This is a genomic window from Rossellomorea aquimaris (assembly GCF_008180865.1).
GTDB classification, from domain to species: domain Bacteria; phylum Bacillota; class Bacilli; order Bacillales; family Bacillaceae_B; genus Rossellomorea; species Rossellomorea yichunensis.
Genome location: NZ_VTEX01000006.1, coordinates 111,535 through 130,005, shown reverse-complemented (window position 1 = coordinate 130,005; position 18,471 = coordinate 111,535). Strand labels below are relative to the sequence as shown.

Sequence of the window (18,471 nt, the reverse complement as noted above, 5' to 3'; positions counted from 1 at the left end):
AGGAGCACTAATGGATTATTCGGTTTTTGTTCAATTACTTGGTAATTTCGGATTTCCCATTGCCGTCACACTCTTTCTATTAGTGAAACTTGAGAAAAAGTTGGAACAGCTAGAACTCGCCATTCATGCTCTTTCAAAATCGTTTAATGATAATGGGAAATAGACGGATGGTATATGAATTGATTAAGATAATCGGGGGATGGGCTGCCATATTCCTGAGCTGCGTCAGCTTGACCCTCCTCTTGATGAACCATCAGCATTGGATCACTTTCACTTTTCTATCGCTAAGTATTATTCTTTTTACCAGACTCCAACAAATAAATCGATGAATCTAGTGATTACAACAAGCAATCTTCGCACCTCCTACATATATGATAGTAGGAGGTGATTTCTATTAAAAAAATCATTCTATTCTCAGATACCGGTATAGATGATGCGATTGCGCTGATCTATGCCTTGAAAGACCCAAACATCGAAGTCGTGGGTATTGTCAGTGGATTCGGTAATACAGACCGGAACAAAAGCTATAGGAATGCAACATATCTACTAAAATTAGCAGGCCAAAAAGGAATTCCCGTCATTTCGGGGAGCACCCGGCCACTTAATGGGGAGGAACCCGAGTTTTTCCCGGATATTCATGGTGTGGAAGGGCTTGGTCCCCTCTCCCCTCCAATTCCCGAAGAACGATATGGGAACAAAACCAATTTCAGTAAGCTGTTCCAACTGATCAAGAAGAATCCCGGGGAACTCACGATTGTTGGTGTGGGGAGGTGTACATCCCTTGCCATCGCCTGGCTCTTGAGCCCTGACGTCATGTCACTGGTGAAGGAAACCTATATCATGGGAGGGGCATTTTTTGTTCCAGGAAATGTAACAGAAGTAGCAGAGGCAAACTTTTATGGGGATGCAGTGGCAGCGGACATTGTGTGCAGAAATACTCCGAACCTGACAGTGATCCCGCTGAATGTCACAAGGTTGGCCCTTATAACACCTGCTCAAGTGAATTTCATCCATTCCAGGGCAAAGACCCCATTGGATCAGATCATCAAACCCATCCTGGACTTTTATTACGAAGCGTATCAGCAGCTTGAGCCGGGCATAGCCGGGACTCCACAGCATGATCTCTCTGCCGTCATGGCTGCCGCAGCCATAGATGGGCTGTTCACCTATGAGAAAAGGGTAATCCGCGTACAACATGAAGAAAATAATGCAAATGGATTAAGCATCGCTGATTTCAGGCCGGGAAGTACAGACTGCTTTGGGACAGGCTGTTCACGGATTGCCGTTGCCATCGATGAGGATGTATTTCTGTCAAATGTGTTGGATATTTTAACAAGATAAAACAAAAAACATGAAACCGAATACTCCATCGGTTTCATGTTTTTTATTTTTAAGAAGCGTATAGGACAATCCTGGATCAGGGAAGCATTAGTGTAAGGAGGCGATGTATCCATGAATACATTTGAAGTATTATCTCTGATGCTCAGCTTTGGGATGTTTGTGATCGCTATTCTGAAATATAAAGACAATGATGAGAATAAGAATTCATAAACACGCTCTTTAGCGTGTTATTTTTTTGCAAAAAACCCCTCCCCCAGTCCAGCGCTAAGGAAGGTATCCCAATCTTATTCTTCAATCGTCAATGAATTCAGATCCACCTCATACAATTTATCATCATTTTCCCGGGGGATCCCGCGTCCGTCTGTGTTATTCGATACAAAGTAAAGGGAGTCACCTTCCACAAGCACGTCCCGAATACGTCCAAATCCTGTCAGCAATTCCGATACTTTGCCGGTTTCAGGGTCGAATCGCTTCACACTTTGACCTGCGAGAGAAGCAAACACTAAATCTTCATTCCAAAAATCCGCTCCTGATGGGGCCCATGAAGGTTCCCCGGAGTGAGCGAGAGGAGAAATCAAAGACCCTTCCTTTTCATCCCCGGTAATCTTCGGCCATCCATAGTTGCTGCCGGCTTCGATACGGTTCACTTCATCATATCCGTTCGGTCCGTGCTCTGTTTCATATAGCTCTCCAGCTTTGTTCCATGCAAGTCCCTGAGGATTACGATGACCGTAACTGTAAACGTAAGAATCCTTAAATGGGTTGTCTTTTGGGATTCCACCATCCAACTTCATCCGAAGAATTTTCCCGCCAAGAAAGGAGAGGTCCTGAGCCTTATCCTGTTGAGTGGCATCCCCTGCCGTGATGTAAAGTTTGTTATCCGGACCGATTTCCAGCCGGCCGCCGTGGTGGTATTGACCGCTTGGGATACGATCCAGCAATACTTTCTCCTCGCTCCATTGATTTTCCGTTCGTTTCAATACTACGACACGGTTATACGGGTCCCCTGAGTCATCATAGGTATAGTAGGCATACGCCTGCTGATTTGTTTTAAAATCAGGATGAAGCACAAATCCCAGTAACCCCGCTTCCGGCCGTTTGGATAATGGCATAGACAGATTGATTTTCACAACGGATTTCCTGCCATCCTTTATTTCAATGATATCCCCTGTCCTTTGGGTGAGATAGAATACATCATCAAGCTTTTGAATCGACCAGGGAATGGAGAGGTTTTGTGCGGTCACGCTGCTTTCGACACTCGGTTTACTGACGGATTCACTTTCTTCCTGTTGTTCATCTGGCTGTCCCATTGAGCAGGCACTAAGTAGTAAGCTAAGACCAATGACGAATAAGAACCAACTGCTTCTATTTCGGTTTCTCATTTTTTTCAAGCTCCCTTATTTACTTTTTTAACCAGTATGGACAACAGAGTACGTTCTCATGAGTTTGCCGTCTGTTGAAGAGCTTCCTGAATTGCTTTTGCGACACCGTCTTCACGGTTTGTTGCCGTGATGAATGGACAGAACTCTTTTATCTGATCCAGGGCATTCCCCATGGCAACAGGTCTTCCCACAGCCTTCATCATGGATAGGTCGTTAAGGTTATCTCCCATTGCCATGGCATTCTCTGCTGAAAGGCCTTTGTCGTTCAGAAGCTTCTGCAGAGCCACTCCTTTTTGTGCTTCAAGGCTATTCACTTCAATGTTTTCTTTACCCGACGAGCTAATGGCAATGCCTGTTATTTTATTCAATTTTTCATTCGCTTCTGTCAATTGCTTTTCATCAAAAGAGAAAACAAGGAATTTATAAACAAGCTGGGAAGCATCCTCGAACAGTACCCCGTAATCTTCCACTAATTTGATATGACCTTTATCAAATCGTTCCTTGGCTGCTTTTCTCACCTGCTCTTCTGATACTTCAGGGTTGGCTGTCGTGAAAATATCGACGATCAACTCAACGCCCATTTCATAATTTTCAGTGTATGTTCCCTGATCTGTATAGATTTCAAAGTAAATACCGGTTTCGTTTAAGACAGCTGCAATTTTTTTCGCTTGTGCTGATTCAATGCCTGCCTGATAGACGATTTCACCCTTTTTATTTCGAACCTCTGCTCCATTGGCACAAACGATATCACATGAGATGCCTGCCTCCTGTATGACATAGCGGGCTTCTTCATATGATCTCCCTGTTGCAACAACGACTTCTATTCCTTGCTGTTGCGCATCCAGGATAGCCTGTTTGTTGGCTTCACTGATTTCCTGTTTTTCATTTAAAAGCGTTCCGTCCATATCCGTTGCGATACATGTAATCATAAGTAGACACCTTCCTGTTGTTAATGTTCATAATTTTACCCATTGTATCATGAAACATTTCCCGAGTTGTACTGAACCACCTCCTGCTTATGAATAACCCTGTAGATTTAGGGTATGAAAATATAGAAGACGTTCGTCTACTATGTCAGGAGGGGTATTCATGGGTAATCGTACATATTTGAACAAAGTGTTTTGGATTTCAGCTATTATTGTGTCCATCTTGGTTGTGTTTGGGGCTGCTTTTCCGAAACTTTTTGCTAAAGGAGCGAATGCAGCCTTTGGATTCACGACCTATTCGTTTGGATGGTTTTATCTTGCTGCAGTGTTTTTCTTTGTATTATTTCTATTTTTTCTTATGGTAAGTAAATACGGGAAGATACGATTGGGAAAGGATGATGAACGACCGCAGTATCCTTTCTTCACCTGGATTGGCATGTTATTCTCAGCCGGGTTTGGAATCGGTCTTGTGTTCTGGGGGATTGCTGAACCGATGAGTCATTTCTTTGAAACCCCCATTCCAGGTGTAGAGCCGCAAACGGAGGAAGCTGCGCGCCTTGCAATGGGTTATTCCTTTTTCCACTGGGGCGTCAGTCAATGGTCTGTCTTTACGATTGTCGGATTGATCATTGCCTACTTTCAATTTAGAAAAGGGGAAAATGGTCTGGTTTCCACTTCCCTGACTCCTATGATCGGCCAAGGTAAAAGAACGAAAGGGATTAAGAATACGATTGATATCCTGGCTGTCATCGCAACCGTCATGGGTGTAGCGACTTCACTGGGGTTAGGGATTCTCCAAATAAACGGAGGATTAAGTTCCGTATTCGGAGTGGGTAACAACACACTTTCTCAACTCTTGATTGTGTTCATTCTGCTTATCCTTTATTTAGCATCTTCCACAACTGGCCTCGATAAAGGGATTAAATGGCTCAGTAATGTAAATTTATCCTTGGCTCTTTTTTTGATGCTGTTTGTATTCATCGTCGGGCCGACTGTCTTTATATTAAACACGTTCACCCTTGGAATCGGTGACTATATTTCTAATTTCATCCGCTACAGCTTACGTCTGACTCCTTATCAGGGAGGGACATGGGTACAGGATTGGACGATTTTCTATTGGGCATGGGCCATCGCCTGGTCTCCATTCGTAGGTGCTTTTATCGCCAGGGTATCAAGAGGGAGAACGATAAGGGAATTTATCATAGGGGTCCTGGTGGTCCCTCCACTGATTGCCCTTATGTGGATTGCCGTCTTTGGTGGTACAGCTCTTCACCTCGATTTATTTAATGGTACCTCCATTGCTGAAGGGGTCAACAAAGATGTCACAAGTGCATTATTTTCTACTTATGGAGAACTTCCATTTACCATGATCCTGTCAGTCACATCCATCTTATTGATCTTTACCTTTTTAATTACATCTGCTGATTCAGCGACCTATATTTTAAGCAGTATGACGACGGAGGGAAGCTTGAATCCTCCTATGATAGTAAAAATCGTCTGGGGGGTACTCATTGCTGCCATTGCCGCTGTTTTACTGGTGTCCAGTGGACTGGAGGGCTTACAGACCGCCTCTCTTGTCTCCGCATTGCCATTCACTGTCATCCTTGTCTTGATGTGTGTTACGTTATTTAGACTTCTACGTAAAGAAAAGAAGGGAACTTCCAGAACTGTAAGGAAATAAACCAAAGCGCCTGATCTCTTGTAAATGAGTCAGGCGCTTTTGATTTGGAGCATATTTTCATATAAATGAAAGGGTTTTCACACATCATTATAGAAGAATAGAAAGGGTGTGTATTAAATAAGGGGGATGAATAGATGAAAGCACTTATATCATTATCGAACAAAATCATGCAACGCTATCTGCCTGATCCATTTTTATTCGTTGTCATTTTAACACTGGCCGTATTTGGATTTGGTCTTATCTTCACTGAAAGTTCAAGCCTCGAGATGATTCAATATTGGGGTAACGGATTCTGGAGCCTGCTTGCCTTTTCCATGCAGATGGTCCTTGTTCTTGTTACGGGGTATGTACTGGCAAGCAGTCCACTGTTTAAACGGTTCCTTGGTTTCCTGGCCTCATTTGCGAAGTCACCTGGTTCAGCGATTGTCATTGTTACTGTCGTTTCGATGATTGCCAGCTGGATCAACTGGGGCTTCGGGCTTGTAATCGGGGCATTATTTGCGAAAGAATTGGCAAAAAGGGTGAAAGGTGTCGATTACCGGTTGCTGATCGCCAGTGCTTATTCCGGATTTATCGTCTGGCATGCAGGGTTCTCGGGTTCCATTCCATTATCCGTTGCAACAGCCGATCATCCATTCCAGGATATGATCGGTGTCATCCCGACAAGCGAGACGATTTTCGCTACATTCAATGTCCTGATTGTGTTAGCTCTATTTATCATTCTTCCGGTCATTAACAGGATGCTGATGCCGTCAAAAGAAGAAACTGTAACCGTAGATCCTGAAATCTTTAATGAAACTGCCGCCACTCTTGAAAAAGAGGCATTAACACCTGCTGAGCGTCTCGAAAACAGCATGATTTTATCCATTATTGTAGCCGTTCTCGGGATTGCGTTCCTATTTTCATATTTTGTTCAAAACGGTTTCGCCCTGAATTTAGATATCGTCAACTTTTTATTCTTATTCCTGGGCATTCTGTTTCACGGGACACCAAAGCGATTTCTTGCGGCTGTTCAGGAAGCGATCAAAGGCGCGAGCGGAATTGTCATTCAATTCCCTTTCTACGCAGGAATCATGGGAATGATGACGGCATCTGGTCTTGCTGTCGTCATGTCCGAGGCTTTTGTATCGATTTCAAATGATGTGACCTTTTACTTCTTCGCCTTCCTCAGCGCCGGGATTGTGAACTTCTTTGTTCCTTCCGGGGGAGGACAATGGGCCGTCCAAGCTCCTATCATGCTTGATGCCGCTCAAACATTGGATGCTTCTGTAGCTAAGACCGCTATGGCTGTTGCTTGGGGAGACGCCTGGACAAATCTGATCCAGCCGTTCTGGGCATTGCCTGCTTTAGCGATTGCAGGATTAAAGGCGAAGGATATTATGGGTTACTGCGTCATTATCCTTGTCATTAGTGGAGTCGTCATTTCCCTTGGATTATTGTTCTTATAAAAATACTATGAGTGCCTTAGAGTGTTTCGACTGTGCCATTAGAATCTCTGGGGCACTTTAGTCTTATGACAATAAAAATAGGCTGACCTCCCGTGAGGAGATCAGCCGTTATGTATGGCGTTTCATTGTTTTCTATTCTGGTCCCTATCGAGCGCTTTCTCTTCTTTCCAGCTCCCCTTCTAACATCTCAATAAATTCTTCTTCCAATCCTTCTTCCTGTGCTAATTGATAGACATTAGCCAATTGCTCTTCCGTAAGTATCGTTAAAGATGTCATCTAGTACAACTCCTGACTTACCAAGGTATGAATTCTTAATACCCTCTTTCATACTACTTAAACCCTATTATCAAAATAATTAATAAGTTTTTTAGGTAATAATCCCCCCTGAACCTCAGACTTTTTTACTTGAAATGTGAGAAATCGAAATGTTTTTCAGCTTATAATTGAAATTTTTTAAAATTTTAGTAAAATAGAGAGGTATTGAAAGATAGCGCTTTCTTTTGTATACCTACATTTACTAGATTTATCATTCGACATTTTATGTTTCACTTTCACACCGTTTGGGAAAAACAGCTAGGTAATGCATAATCTCCCTTGTGGGAACTTCTTATGGACAAATTTATATGTATGCATTAGAATGAATAATGTTTCATTTTCCGTTATAACTACATCTGAGGTGAATTTATGAATCGACAACATCGCTTTACATTAACAAGCCATTTACGATTTATCATTCCTTCCCTATTGGGAATTTTTCTTTTTATGGTTCCGATTCCACAGGAAGACGGGATCACGATACCCATCGCCATTCTTTCAGGACTATTACAGGACTGGATTGGAAGCTATGTACCTGCGATCATGACTGGGTTAATCATCCTTACCGTATTAGGGACTTTTATCACAAAGTTCGTACGACCGGCTTTTATTGAAAAATCCCCGTTTTTCACAAGCCTGTTCGATGTGAGACCTGTTTGGGTTTTTGTCAGAGTATTGGGTGCAGTGTTTGCCATTATGACTCTATTTAAATTAGGTCCTGAATGGGTCTGGTCAGACGCAACAGGTGGACTTTTATTAAATCCGGATGGACTTCTCACCATTCTATTCTCTGTATTTTTATTTGCCGGACTTTTTCTACCTTTATTATTAAATTTCGGTCTACTTGAATTATTCGGTGCTCTCTTAACGAAAGTGATGCGTCCCGTATTCGGTTTACCCGGGCGTTCTTCCATCGATTGTTTAGCCTCCTGGTTAGGAGATGGAACGATCGGGGTGCTACTGACAAGTAAGCAATATGAAGAAGGATACTATACAAAGAAGGAAGCAGCGATCATCGGTACGACATTCTCTGTTGTATCCATTACCTTCAGTTTGGTCGTCATTTCTGAGGTTGGTCTCGGAAAATACTTCATTCCTTTCTATATAACAGTAGCCATTTCAGGAATTATCGCAGCGATCGTGCTGCCACGAATCCCGCCATTATCCCGTAAGCCTGACACTTACTATAATGATCAAGAAGGCAAGAACACGATGGAAGTCATTCCAGAAGGCTACAGCCGCGTAGGTTATGGATACGAGCAAGCTCTTGTTCAAGCGAAGAATAACAATAGTACTTCTAAGTTTTTCGCTGATGGAATGAAGAATGTGTTGGATATGTGGATGGGGGTTGCACCTATCGTAATGGCGATCGGTACAACCGCGTTGATCGTAGCCGAGAATACAAAGTTCTTCGAATATATCGGTATGCCGCTAATTCCTTTACTGGAACTTCTTCAAATTCCAGAGGCAACAGAAGCGTCACGTTCGATCCTTGTCGGTTTTGCCGATATGTTCCTTCCAGCCATCTTTGGATCTGGAATTGAAAGTGAGCTGACACGCTTTGTGATTGCTTGTTTATCTGTAACACAATTGATCTACATGTCTGAAGTTGGTGGGCTGTTACTAGGTTCTAAGATCCCTGTTGATTTCAAGGACTTAGTGATTATCTTCTTACAGCGTACATTCTTGACTTTACTTGTGATTGTTGCGATTGCTCATATGATTTTTTGATGAAAGAAACCCAGGTTCGAATTCGAACCTGGGTTTTTTATTTCTTTGACCAGTGAACAAAACGTTGACCGTTCCTTTCCGCTTATATGGATGATTGGATGATATCATGACTTCACACCTCCTTTATGGATTCTATGAAGGGAAGCCTGTATTTACGTTCCTTTCATCTTATTCTTGTACTTTCATGTTCATTAACTCTTTTTCATCTATCCCCACAACCAATCCAAGCTAAGAACCCTATCGTCTTACGAATTCTGCCTTTTAATAGGTAAAGGCTGCATCGCAATGAGGCAGCCCTGAACTTCACTTATGTTTTACCGGTAAGGTAACTTCAACTTTTGTTCCCTTGTTCACTTCTGATTCAATGTGTATAGACCCTTTATGGTCTTCAATGATTTTTTGACTAATGGTCAGTCCGAGCCCCATTCCTTTTTCTTTCAAGGTAAAGAAGGGCTCTCCCAGTCTCTTTAATCGGTCAGGTGAAATTCCCACCCCTTGATCTTGAATCGAGATGATGATCGTTTCGTTCAGAACATTCCAGTTGACGCGAATTTCTCCTTCATCCATCGATTCGATTGCGTTTTTTATAATATTAATAAAGACTTGAACGCATTGATTCTTATCTCCAAATACGTGAATGGAGGACGAGGGTACTTGAACATTTAATGTGATCCCATTGAGGATCGTTTCATGCTCCATTACCTTGATTACATACTTTAACACTTCATTCATATCAAAGACCTGGTATTCCCTCATTTGTGGCTTTGATAAAATGAGTAATTCCCCGACGATTTGATTGATTCGATCTATCTCGGTAGACATGACGGTAAGGTAATGGTCGGATACATGCTCATTCTCTTCAAGCAGTTGAATGAAGCCCTTGATGCTCGTAAGGGGATTCCGGATTTCATGGGCGATTCCCGCCGCAAGCTCCCCGACCACAGATAATTTCTCTTTTCTTAATAGCATTTCTTCTGCTATTTTCTGCTGAGAAATATCCCTGCCGATGATGACTAGTCCCTTTCTTGTCTGGTTCGAATGAAATAACGGGACTTTTATGACATCAAAGGTCTTGTATTCACCGTTCGGAAGGTAGAATCCTTCTTCACATCTTGTTACCTTTTCTGCTTTCCAAGATTGTTCATCCGAGTCCACACAATAGTCGAAGGCGTCTTTAAAAAAGGGAACCAGCTCCCCTAATTCCCTGTCCGTCTTCCCTACATAATCAATTTTTTCAAGGTTATACAGTTTTCGGCCAAATTGATTGACCTTTAACCAGCGGCCCTGTCCATCCTTAAAGCACACAAAATCAGGCAGGGAATGGAGAAGGGTGGACAGCTGATTTTCTTCTTCCAGCAATTTTCGATGCTCTGCCAGAAAGATTTTCCCTTTAATTAATAAGCGTGCCAGGACCGTTACGCCTGCAATGGTAACCATAAGGGCAGCGATTACGTTCCATGGCTTGGCAATCAAGAGTAAAAAGATGAACTGTAAGACAAATAGAGCCATGAGGATCATTATTTTGTTATAAAAGGTATGTTTAATCATATGATTCATTTTCTCCATCATCCAAGTCACCCGTCCCACTCATACTTTTATTCGTTAAAATAAGTTAAATATATATGGACCGATTGAAGTAATATAGAACAAAATATAGATTCCCATAAAGTAAAAGGCACCTGCAAATGAACCCCAATCAGGGTCCCGCCCTACTTTCCAAATCACCCAAGTGATCACACTAATCAACATTAATAGTGCGTAGCCGCTTCCAGGAAACACCAAATACTCCGGTGCCACTTGGTAAAAATATGCGTTCATTGCATTGCTTGTGTAGCTGATCGGCATCAGCATAAAAATGATGATCGATGCATATTCAGCCCAGCTGATCCCGTCTTTTTCAAACGCGTTTGGTCTGAATATATACAATAAGATTAATAGAAAGAGTGATGGAAGCACCCAGTAAAAGGACGTCAATACCGTCACCAAGCTGCTGAACATCATGAGAACGCCGTTGTTAAGTGCCTCTTTCACTGATCTTTTCGACCAGCTTGTACTTTCTGAAACGACTTGATCGTTCTGAGATGCTCCGTATAGTTCATATGTACCACCATCATAATTAAACCAAACCAGTGTTTCGTCAGTTAATTGCACGGGTGAATATGTGACATGCTTGGTCGTACTAAGAGGAGAACCCTCCAGAATCCCCTGATCTTGAAAAGGAGCCGCATACAGGCTCATTGCACCGTTATCACCAATACGCTGTCCTTCTGAAGTGAACACCACGGATTCTTTCCCATCAACATCTACAAACTGTACCCCACCGGCACTCGCCAGCTTTTCTCCGGTATCTTTATTTACGAATTCAATTTTGTTCCCCGTTAACATCGATGATCCCAATTCCTGTAATGGAACCTGCACCTTGTATGTACTGTAGGAAAGCGTGCCTTGTGTACGTGATTTCTCATTGTATAGTAAGATGAGCCGCCCGTCTGTTACTTTAAACGTTAAACCTTCCACCTTTTTATTCGGTGCTGTATTTACTAGTAAAAAAGGCTTCTCACTTACTTCACGGTTTTCATTCATATAATAGACGAAATCATGAGTATCATCTTTTGCCACCTGAATGACAGCTTTTCCGTTTTCTCCTACGTGCACATCAGAAATTCCAGATGGAAAAGTGTAGACTTCCCTGGATGAACCTTCTTGCACATTATATTCATAGAGTTGTTCGTTACTCCAATAATAGATATGATTTGCGCTTGCTCCAAGACCCGTGATCTCTTTGGAAAGGATTTGATCCTTCTTGTCTTGGGTCGAAACTAGATTTCCATCTTTATAGTAGATGAATTCATTGCCATCGGTCCAAAATGGATAGCCTCTGGTAATAGTGGTGTCAATGACTCTTTCATCTGCTACTGTCATTTCATCATTGATTGTAAAGGCATGGATCTTCCCTTTACTTGATATGTATAGTTCCCCATTGTTTTGAAACACCTGTGGTCTCTCTTTTGATGTGTAGTCTAATGGGAGTGAACGGCTCCAATTTGGCTGAGGCAGTTCTCTCACTAACAATAGCTGGTGAAAGAACAAGGCAGCGATGAATAGAAGCATGATTCCTATAGGTATCCCAAATACTTTCAATTTTTCTCTCATCTGAATCCCCCTTATGTAAAATCCTTAGACTTCTGAATTTTAGCATAATTTATATAGGTTATCACCATTTTTTTCCACAAAAAAAGAGCTTGGTTTCCTTTATTCATTCTCTTTCAGTATAACATTTCCCTTCCAACTTACTATCAATTATTGTCATATTTTGTCGTTTAAAATGGCTCTTTTCGCAAAGATTGTTGTTTAATAACATAAGCTCTATCAATTAGTTTGTGCTGGATGGTGAGGGGAACTGCTCCGCTTGCAGCTATCGTTCGGCCGAGCCACCTCAGCTTAGCCGAACGGGGTCTCGGCACGACCGTACTTCCGCAGGAGTCTACGCAGTTCCCCTCACCATCTATAAGAGAATTTTAGTGACAGAGCTAAAAGGTTGAAAAAAAATCTAATAGAGACCAGAATTACTTGTCCTTAAAAGGAAATGGATCACTGCTCTTTTTAATAATATTGTTTTCAAAAAATTAGTGATTTCATTAAAAATATTATACTGAGAAAGTTGATTGGAGCGGAAGGTGCTCGACTCCTGCGGGAATTGCGGGAAAGTTGAGACCCCACAGGGCAAAGCCCGAGGAGGCTCAACTCACGCCCCGCGGAAAGCGAGCATCCTGTAGCGGAAATCAACTACTACTTTCTTATCTAAGATAGCCTCAAACTTTGCGAAAAAAACCAAAATAAAAGAGATTAAGGAATAAAAAAGATCCCTAAGAAACTATCGCTTCTCAGGGATCATTCTGTTTACTTCGTTTTTAATTTTTCTAACATATCAGCTGTCATTTTGGCTAGGTCGTATTCTGCTTTGAAGCCCCATTCGTTCATGGCTGCGCTGGAATCGATGGCGTTCGGCCAGCTTTCGGCAATGGTTTGGCGAACAGGATCTACGCTATAATCCAGTTTAAAGTCCGGTTGGTGTACGCGGATTGCTTTTGCAATATCCTCAGGTGCTACGCTCATGGCAGATACATTGAAGGAATTACGATGCTCAAGCTTTGAACCGTCCGCTTCCATAAGATCGATGATCGCATTAAGTGCATCCGGCATATACATCATATCCATATAGGTTCCTTCACCGATGTATGAAGTATACTGGTTATTCTTGATTGCTTCATAATAAATTTCTACTGCATAATCAGTCGTCCCGCCACCTGGCAGGGTTTCATATGAAATCAGACCTGGAAAACGCAGTCCTCTTGTATCCACTCCAAATTTAGTGAAGTAATAATCAGACAGAAGTTCTCCTGACACTTTGTTGACTCCGTACATGGTAGTAGGGCGCATGATGGTATCTTGAGGAGTCGAATCCTTTGGCGTTGATGGACCGAATGCTCCAATTGAACTTGGTGTGAAGAACTGACAATCCAATTCCCTTGCTGCTTCCAGGGCATTTACCAGTCCACCCATATTTAAATTCCAGGCAAGTAGCGGTTTTGCTTCAGCCGTTGCAGATAGTAGAGCTGCAAGGTGAATAATCGTATCCACTTTATTTGTTTTAGCGATATCAAACATTTTCCCGGCATCGGTCACGTCTAATTGCTCAAAAGGACCGTCCGTTACGACAGGACTGTCTGTTTCCCGGATATCTGTCGCAATGACATTATCAGAACCGTACACGGTACGAAGTTTATTGGTGAGCTCAGAACCGATTTGCCCCAAGGCACCCGTTACTAAAATCTTTTTCATCGTCTTTCCTCCTGCATTTTCCTATGGTGATAGAATGATTTCATGATTCATACAGATAGGGCTGACTTTTACAGCCAGACCCTATCTCGTTATTTATATAGGGGGATTAGATAATTCCCATTTCTTTACCGACTTTTTCATATGCTTTAATCGCTTGATCAAGCATGTCTTTCGTATGTGCTGCTGAAGGCATGTTTCTCACACGGCCTGTTCCTCTTGGTACGGTTGGGAACACGATGGATTTGGCATATACACCCTCTTCATACAGGCGTTTACTGAAGTCCTGGGTCGCCTGTTCTTCACCGATGATAACCGGAGTGATAGGCGTTTCACTGTTTCCGATGTCAAAGCCAAGCTTCGTCAGCTCTTCTTTCAGATAACGACTGTTTTCCCACATATTATCTTGAAGCTCTGTAGAGTTCATGATCAGGTCAAGTGCTTCTGTACAAGCCGTTACATCCGCGGGAGTCAAGGATGTAGAGAATAGGAATGGACGTGAGCGGACCTTTAACCAGTCGATCAGGTTCTGCGTTCCTGCCACATATCCACCTACTACGCCGATTGCCTTCGATAACGTACCCATTTGGAAGTCCACTTTGTCTGAGAGGCCAAAGTGCTTAACCGTTCCTGCACCTTTTCCAAGGACCCCGGAACCGTGAGCGTCATCTACATACGTCATGATATCAAATTCCTCAGCAATTTCAACGATTTCAGGAAGTTTACATACATCTCCATCCATTGAAAATACTCCGTCGGTGATGATCATGATTTTGTTGTATTGACCAGACTCCTTCGCTTCTTTAGCTTTCGCACGAAGATCTTCCATATCTGAGTGACCAAAACGGATAATCTTTGCTTTCGAAAGACGACAGCCATCAATAATCGATGCATGGTTCAATTCGTCAGAAAGGATAGCGTCATTTTTGTCCATAACCGCGGAAATCGCAGCCATATTACAGTTGAATCCTGACTGATAAGCAATGGCAGCTTCTGTCCCTTTAAACTTCGCAAGCTTCTCTTCAAGCTTCACGTGAAGATCAAGGGTTCCATTGATTGTACGGACGGCTCCGGCTCCTACACCGTATTCTTTGACTGCTTCAATCGCTACTTTTTTCAGTCGTTCATCCGTTGCAAGACCAAGATAATTATTAGAAGAAAGGTTCACAAGCTTCTTATCATTGATCGTAATCATCGGTCCGTTTGCACCTTGTAATGGATCGATTTCATTATATAAACCGCGTGATTTAAGGTCTTCAAGATTCTCCTGTAAAAAATGGTCTAATGTTTTACTAGTCATATACGTATCCTCCTGTTATGTAAGCGTTTTAAAAACAAATGTCCACTCCAAAAACACACTATTTATCAGTTGATTCTTTATAATTGCTAATGATTATTCTGATTCTTAGTTTAACATGTTTTTTTGTGATGGACAAAAATTATATTCAAATTCATCCTATCATTTAGTGTTCCCCTTATACTTAAAATACTTCAGACTTTTTTACAGCACGATATATGTTCTGCTATCTGGGAGTATTGAGCCCTTTATTTTAATTTCTTTTAAAGAAAAAGGATGAACAAATGACATCTCATTTGTTCATCCTCTGCTCTATTCCATGACGTTACGGTTGACCCTGTACTCCAGAATCGCCTCGTGGATCCTTCTTAATGCCAAGTCGATCCGCTCTTTTGGACAGGCGATATTCATTCTGACAAAGGTGTGCCCGCTCTGACCAAATTTAAAGCCCTCATCAAATTTCACTCTGGCCTTTTCTAAGAAAAATGTACACAACTCTTCACCTGTCATGCCTAATTCCGTACAATCCATCCATATGAGGTGTGTAGCCTGTGGGGTAATGCCTTTCAGCTCTGGAAGGTGTTGCTCTAAATAATTCAGTACATACTGTTTATTCTCTTCAAGCACCATTAATAGCTCATTAAGCCAAGGTTCACCTTCCTCATAAGCCGCAATCGTTCCTTCAATCCCAAACACATTCGGTCTCATCAGTCCATAGCCTGTAAGCTTTTCATTATACTTATCTCTCAGGTCTTTGTTCGGTATGAGCAGGATGGAGGTTTGAAGCCCCGCGATATTAAAGGTTTTACTTGGAGCCGCACATAGAATACTGCGCTCTACTAAGCTTTCATCCCCTTTAAACAGAGGAACGTGTTCATATCCTTTGTATACCAGGTCTCCATGCATTTCGTCTGAAATGATCCATAGGTCATGCCGTTTAGCGATCGAACCTATTTTCATTAATTCCTCACGCGTCCATACCCGTCCAACAGGATTATGAGGACTGCAAAGAATAAGAAGTTTCGTTCTGGGATGACGCGCCTTTTCTTCTAAATCGTCAAAATCAATCGAGTATACTCCATCCTCATAAAGCAACGTATTTTTCATAACAGAGCAGCCATGGTTCTCGATCGTACTGTAAAAAGGATAATAAACGGGATCTTGAATGATTACACCGTCCCCTGGCTCCGTTAACACGGACAACAATACATTGATACCCGGAATGATTCCAGGGCTAAAGCTGATCCACTCTTTCTCTATTCCCATCTGGAAGCGCCTCTTCCACCATGAAATGACAGACTCAAAGTATCGATCACTAAATGTCGTATAACCGTATATGCCATGCTGAGCCTTGCGATTCATGGCTTCGACAATGGCAGGCGACACTTGAAAGTCCATATCTGCAATGCACATAGGAATTACATCCTCGGCAGGAAACGACCATTTCACAGAGTGAGTGTTTGTTCTCTCGATGCAATCATTCCAATTCATATCCTACTACCCCTCTCACATATATCTGTCCTTACTTTATACTAGATTGAGGACGGGGTGAATACCTAATTTTAAAATAGGAAACCCCCTTACTTAAATTAGCTGAGTGTCATGTCCAGACTCTTCATACACTCAATACTTTTCAACGGTTTTCCCTTCCTTAGCCCTTCTGTTTATATGTTTCATTCCTTCCCGCTTACTTAACGGTGCCAGCTTTTCTGATTCGATGAATTGCTGAACCGCTTCCGGGTCCGTTTTTGAATACTCCCGGAGGGCCCAGCCGATTGCCTTCTGAATAAAAAATTCTTTTGATTCATTATGGAACAATATGTACCTGAACAAACGATCCTGATCTGTTTTTCCTTTATATTTCAATTGATGCAAAATAGAGATCCGATTCAACCACATATTATCGGAATGAATCCATTTCTCTAAGTGTGCGTCATCTTCTTCCGTTTGATAGATTTTCCCTACATGATTGGGAGCAATATGATCGATGGTGTCCCACCAGGATTTATCTGTGATTATTTCTTCCAAAAATGGCAGGTGGTCTTTCGTTAAATATCTGGATTGTTTGTCCAGAAGGGAAAGAGCGATATACTGACACTCCCTTTGCGGTTCAGACCAAAGACAACGAACAATGTCAGGCAATTCTTCTACCTGTGGTTTACCGTGTTCCTTCAGAAAGTCCCGTAATAAAGCAGTACGTTCCGGGGTCCTAATGCCAAAGAACTGAAATTGATTCCTCATATACGCTTCCATGGCTTCTCGATTTTCACTATTTTGATGCTGTTTTAACAGAGTGACGATTTTATCTGAATACTCATGCCCCATCCTTTTTCTCCCCTTTTTGATTTTGTTCTTCGCATTCAAAACAACTGCTTTTCCCATTCTCCTTTTGCACACCATTAAAGAAACCGTCTAAACAATAAAGAGGCTTCTGACAGATATAACAGTAGTCTACCAGCTCTTTCATTTCTTAAAAGGTTCTTTCCCACTAAATAGATCATCCAGTATATTCTCCAATCAAAACATCTCCCGTCTGCAGAGCTCTCATCATACTTCTTTAATATCGGGTAAAAAACCTTTTTTAAACAAAAAAAACAACCCTCAGCTTGCCAAAGGATTGTCTCTTTTTGTCATTTGTCTCATAAGGAAAAAGTGAAGGAGCTTTTTACTTTGAGGTAATGAAAATCCGACGATGGAGCCGAGTCCCAGTGCGATAATGACCGTCCCGATCCCGACAGGACCACCAAGTAACCAGCCGAAGAAGAACACAATGATCTCCATACCATTCCGTACCCACTGAACTTTCCAGCCCGTCTTTTCAACTACTAGCAGCATCAGGCTGTCACGGGGTCCCGCCCCCAAGTCAGCTGACACATATAGTCCGATACCGTACCCGATTACCACAATCCCAATAGCAAACACAATTGACTGTGCCAATAACGATTGAGGATCGGGAAGTACATAATTAAATAAATCTATGAAAATACCGATTAACAACATATTTATAAAGGCTCCGACTTTAGGAAATGACTTCGTTCCAATCCCCGTCACGAACAAGATGACAAAGCCCGCAATGATGGACCACGTACCAATCGTCAGTCCGAGCTGCTTAAATAGTCCATAATGAAACACATCCCAAGGTCCGATTCCAAGGTCTTTCCCTTTGATCGTCAAGCTTATGCCAAACGCAAGTACAAGGAGGCCTGTAAAGAAGAACGACCAACGTAATACAAATTCTCTATTCATGAAAATCCCTTCCTACACCATAGTCATTTCATTTATTACCCGGATAAATGTATCACAGAATAAGAAACAAAAAAATTTCATAAAACCTATGGGGTTGGTGGGGATAATTCAGTCACCCTCTGCACCCTATTTTTACATTTTTTTTAAAACAACTGGATTAATTGTGATTTCGGCCGGATTATCGCCCGTTTCGGCTGGATTCACTAAGCTGCGCCTCGAAAAAAAGCAGATGTCACTTTGAACTCACTTAAAGTCGTTGATACAT

16 protein-coding genes are annotated in these 18,471 nt (G+C 42.1%); 6 read left to right on the top strand and 10 right to left on the bottom strand.

What is annotated here, in order from left to right; all coding sequences use genetic code 11:
- The first annotated feature begins 10 nt into the window (after positions 1-10).
- The 3 genes from FZC88_RS20845 to FZC88_RS24260 all read left to right on the top strand — a co-directional run bounded on the left by FZC88_RS20845 (position 11) and on the right by FZC88_RS24260 (position 1,551).
- Positions 11-163 (top strand): YvrJ family protein, encoded by a 153-nt coding sequence (locus FZC88_RS20845; RefSeq protein WP_148970640.1) that lies wholly within the window; start codon positions 11-13, stop codon positions 161-163.
- Between the two features lie 221 nt (positions 164-384).
- On the top strand, positions 385-1,341 hold the full coding sequence (locus tag FZC88_RS20840; protein WP_262372004.1) for a nucleoside hydrolase: 957 nt from the start codon (positions 385-387) through the stop codon (positions 1,339-1,341).
- Positions 1,342-1,452: 111 nt separating this feature from the next.
- Complete coding sequence (locus FZC88_RS24260; RefSeq protein ID WP_220154059.1) at positions 1,453-1,551, top strand: putative holin-like toxin; 99 nt, start codon at positions 1,453-1,455, stop codon at positions 1,549-1,551.
- Positions 1,552-1,625: 74 nt separating this feature from the next.
- Here FZC88_RS24260 and FZC88_RS20835 read toward each other — a convergent pair whose 3' ends face one another.
- Both FZC88_RS20835 and FZC88_RS20830 read right to left on the bottom strand, forming a co-directional pair.
- Positions 1,626-2,723, bottom strand: a complete 1,098-nt coding sequence (locus FZC88_RS20835; protein ID WP_187443714.1) for a PQQ-dependent sugar dehydrogenase — start codon at positions 2,721-2,723, stop codon at positions 1,626-1,628.
- 56 nt (positions 2,724-2,779) lie between these two features.
- Positions 2,780-3,652, bottom strand: coding sequence for a Cof-type HAD-IIB family hydrolase (locus FZC88_RS20830; RefSeq protein WP_148996296.1), 873 nt, complete (start codon positions 3,650-3,652; stop codon positions 2,780-2,782).
- A gap of 160 nt (positions 3,653-3,812) precedes the next feature.
- Here FZC88_RS20830 and FZC88_RS20825 point away from each other — a divergent pair, with 160 nt between their 5' ends.
- Together FZC88_RS20825 and FZC88_RS20820 are read left to right on the top strand one after the other, a co-directional pair.
- Positions 3,813-5,330 (top strand): BCCT family transporter, encoded by a 1,518-nt coding sequence (locus FZC88_RS20825; RefSeq protein ID WP_148996295.1) that lies wholly within the window; start codon positions 3,813-3,815, stop codon positions 5,328-5,330.
- 134 nt (positions 5,331-5,464) lie between these two features.
- Positions 5,465-6,778 (top strand): short-chain fatty acid transporter, encoded by a 1,314-nt coding sequence (locus FZC88_RS20820; RefSeq protein ID WP_148996294.1) that lies wholly within the window; start codon positions 5,465-5,467, stop codon positions 6,776-6,778.
- A gap of 144 nt (positions 6,779-6,922) precedes the next feature.
- On the opposite strand, the gene sda is transcribed toward FZC88_RS20820, so the two are convergent.
- Positions 6,923-7,054, bottom strand: a complete 132-nt coding sequence (sda, locus tag FZC88_RS20815) for a sporulation histidine kinase inhibitor Sda (RefSeq protein ID WP_148970635.1) — start codon at positions 7,052-7,054, stop codon at positions 6,923-6,925.
- Positions 7,055-7,462: 408 nt separating this feature from the next.
- Here sda and FZC88_RS20810 point away from each other — a divergent pair, with 408 nt between their 5' ends.
- Positions 7,463-8,824 (top strand): YjiH family protein, encoded by a 1,362-nt coding sequence (locus FZC88_RS20810; RefSeq protein ID WP_148970634.1) that lies wholly within the window; start codon positions 7,463-7,465, stop codon positions 8,822-8,824.
- 303 nt (positions 8,825-9,127) lie between these two features.
- Here FZC88_RS20810 and FZC88_RS20805 read toward each other — a convergent pair whose 3' ends face one another.
- From FZC88_RS20805 to FZC88_RS20775, 7 genes are all read right to left on the bottom strand, one after another.
- Complete coding sequence (locus FZC88_RS20805; RefSeq protein WP_262372003.1) at positions 9,128-10,390, bottom strand: ATP-binding protein; 1,263 nt, start codon at positions 10,388-10,390, stop codon at positions 9,128-9,130.
- Positions 10,391-10,426: 36 nt separating this feature from the next.
- On the bottom strand, positions 10,427-11,977 hold the full coding sequence (locus FZC88_RS20800) for a hypothetical protein (protein WP_148996293.1): 1,551 nt from the start codon (positions 11,975-11,977) through the stop codon (positions 10,427-10,429).
- Positions 11,978-12,724: 747 nt separating this feature from the next.
- Positions 12,725-13,666, bottom strand: coding sequence for an L-threonine 3-dehydrogenase (locus tag FZC88_RS20795; RefSeq protein ID WP_148996292.1), 942 nt, complete (start codon positions 13,664-13,666; stop codon positions 12,725-12,727).
- A gap of 106 nt (positions 13,667-13,772) precedes the next feature.
- Entirely contained in the window at positions 13,773-14,963 is a 1,191-nt protein-coding gene (locus FZC88_RS20790; RefSeq protein WP_148996291.1) for a glycine C-acetyltransferase, read from the bottom strand.
- A gap of 309 nt (positions 14,964-15,272) precedes the next feature.
- Positions 15,273-16,451 carry a MalY/PatB family protein gene (locus tag FZC88_RS20785; RefSeq protein WP_148996290.1) on the bottom strand — a complete coding sequence of 393 codons (1,179 nt, stop codon included), beginning with the start codon at positions 16,449-16,451 and terminating at the stop codon, positions 15,273-15,275.
- A 132-nt stretch (positions 16,452-16,583) separates the two neighbouring features.
- Positions 16,584-17,342, bottom strand: a complete 759-nt coding sequence (locus FZC88_RS20780; RefSeq protein ID WP_262372002.1) for a DNA alkylation repair protein — start codon at positions 17,340-17,342, stop codon at positions 16,584-16,586.
- Between the two features lie 219 nt (positions 17,343-17,561).
- Positions 17,562-18,206 (bottom strand): YczE/YyaS/YitT family protein, encoded by a 645-nt coding sequence (locus FZC88_RS20775; protein WP_148970626.1) that lies wholly within the window; start codon positions 18,204-18,206, stop codon positions 17,562-17,564.
- Positions 18,207-18,471 lie beyond the last annotated feature (265 nt).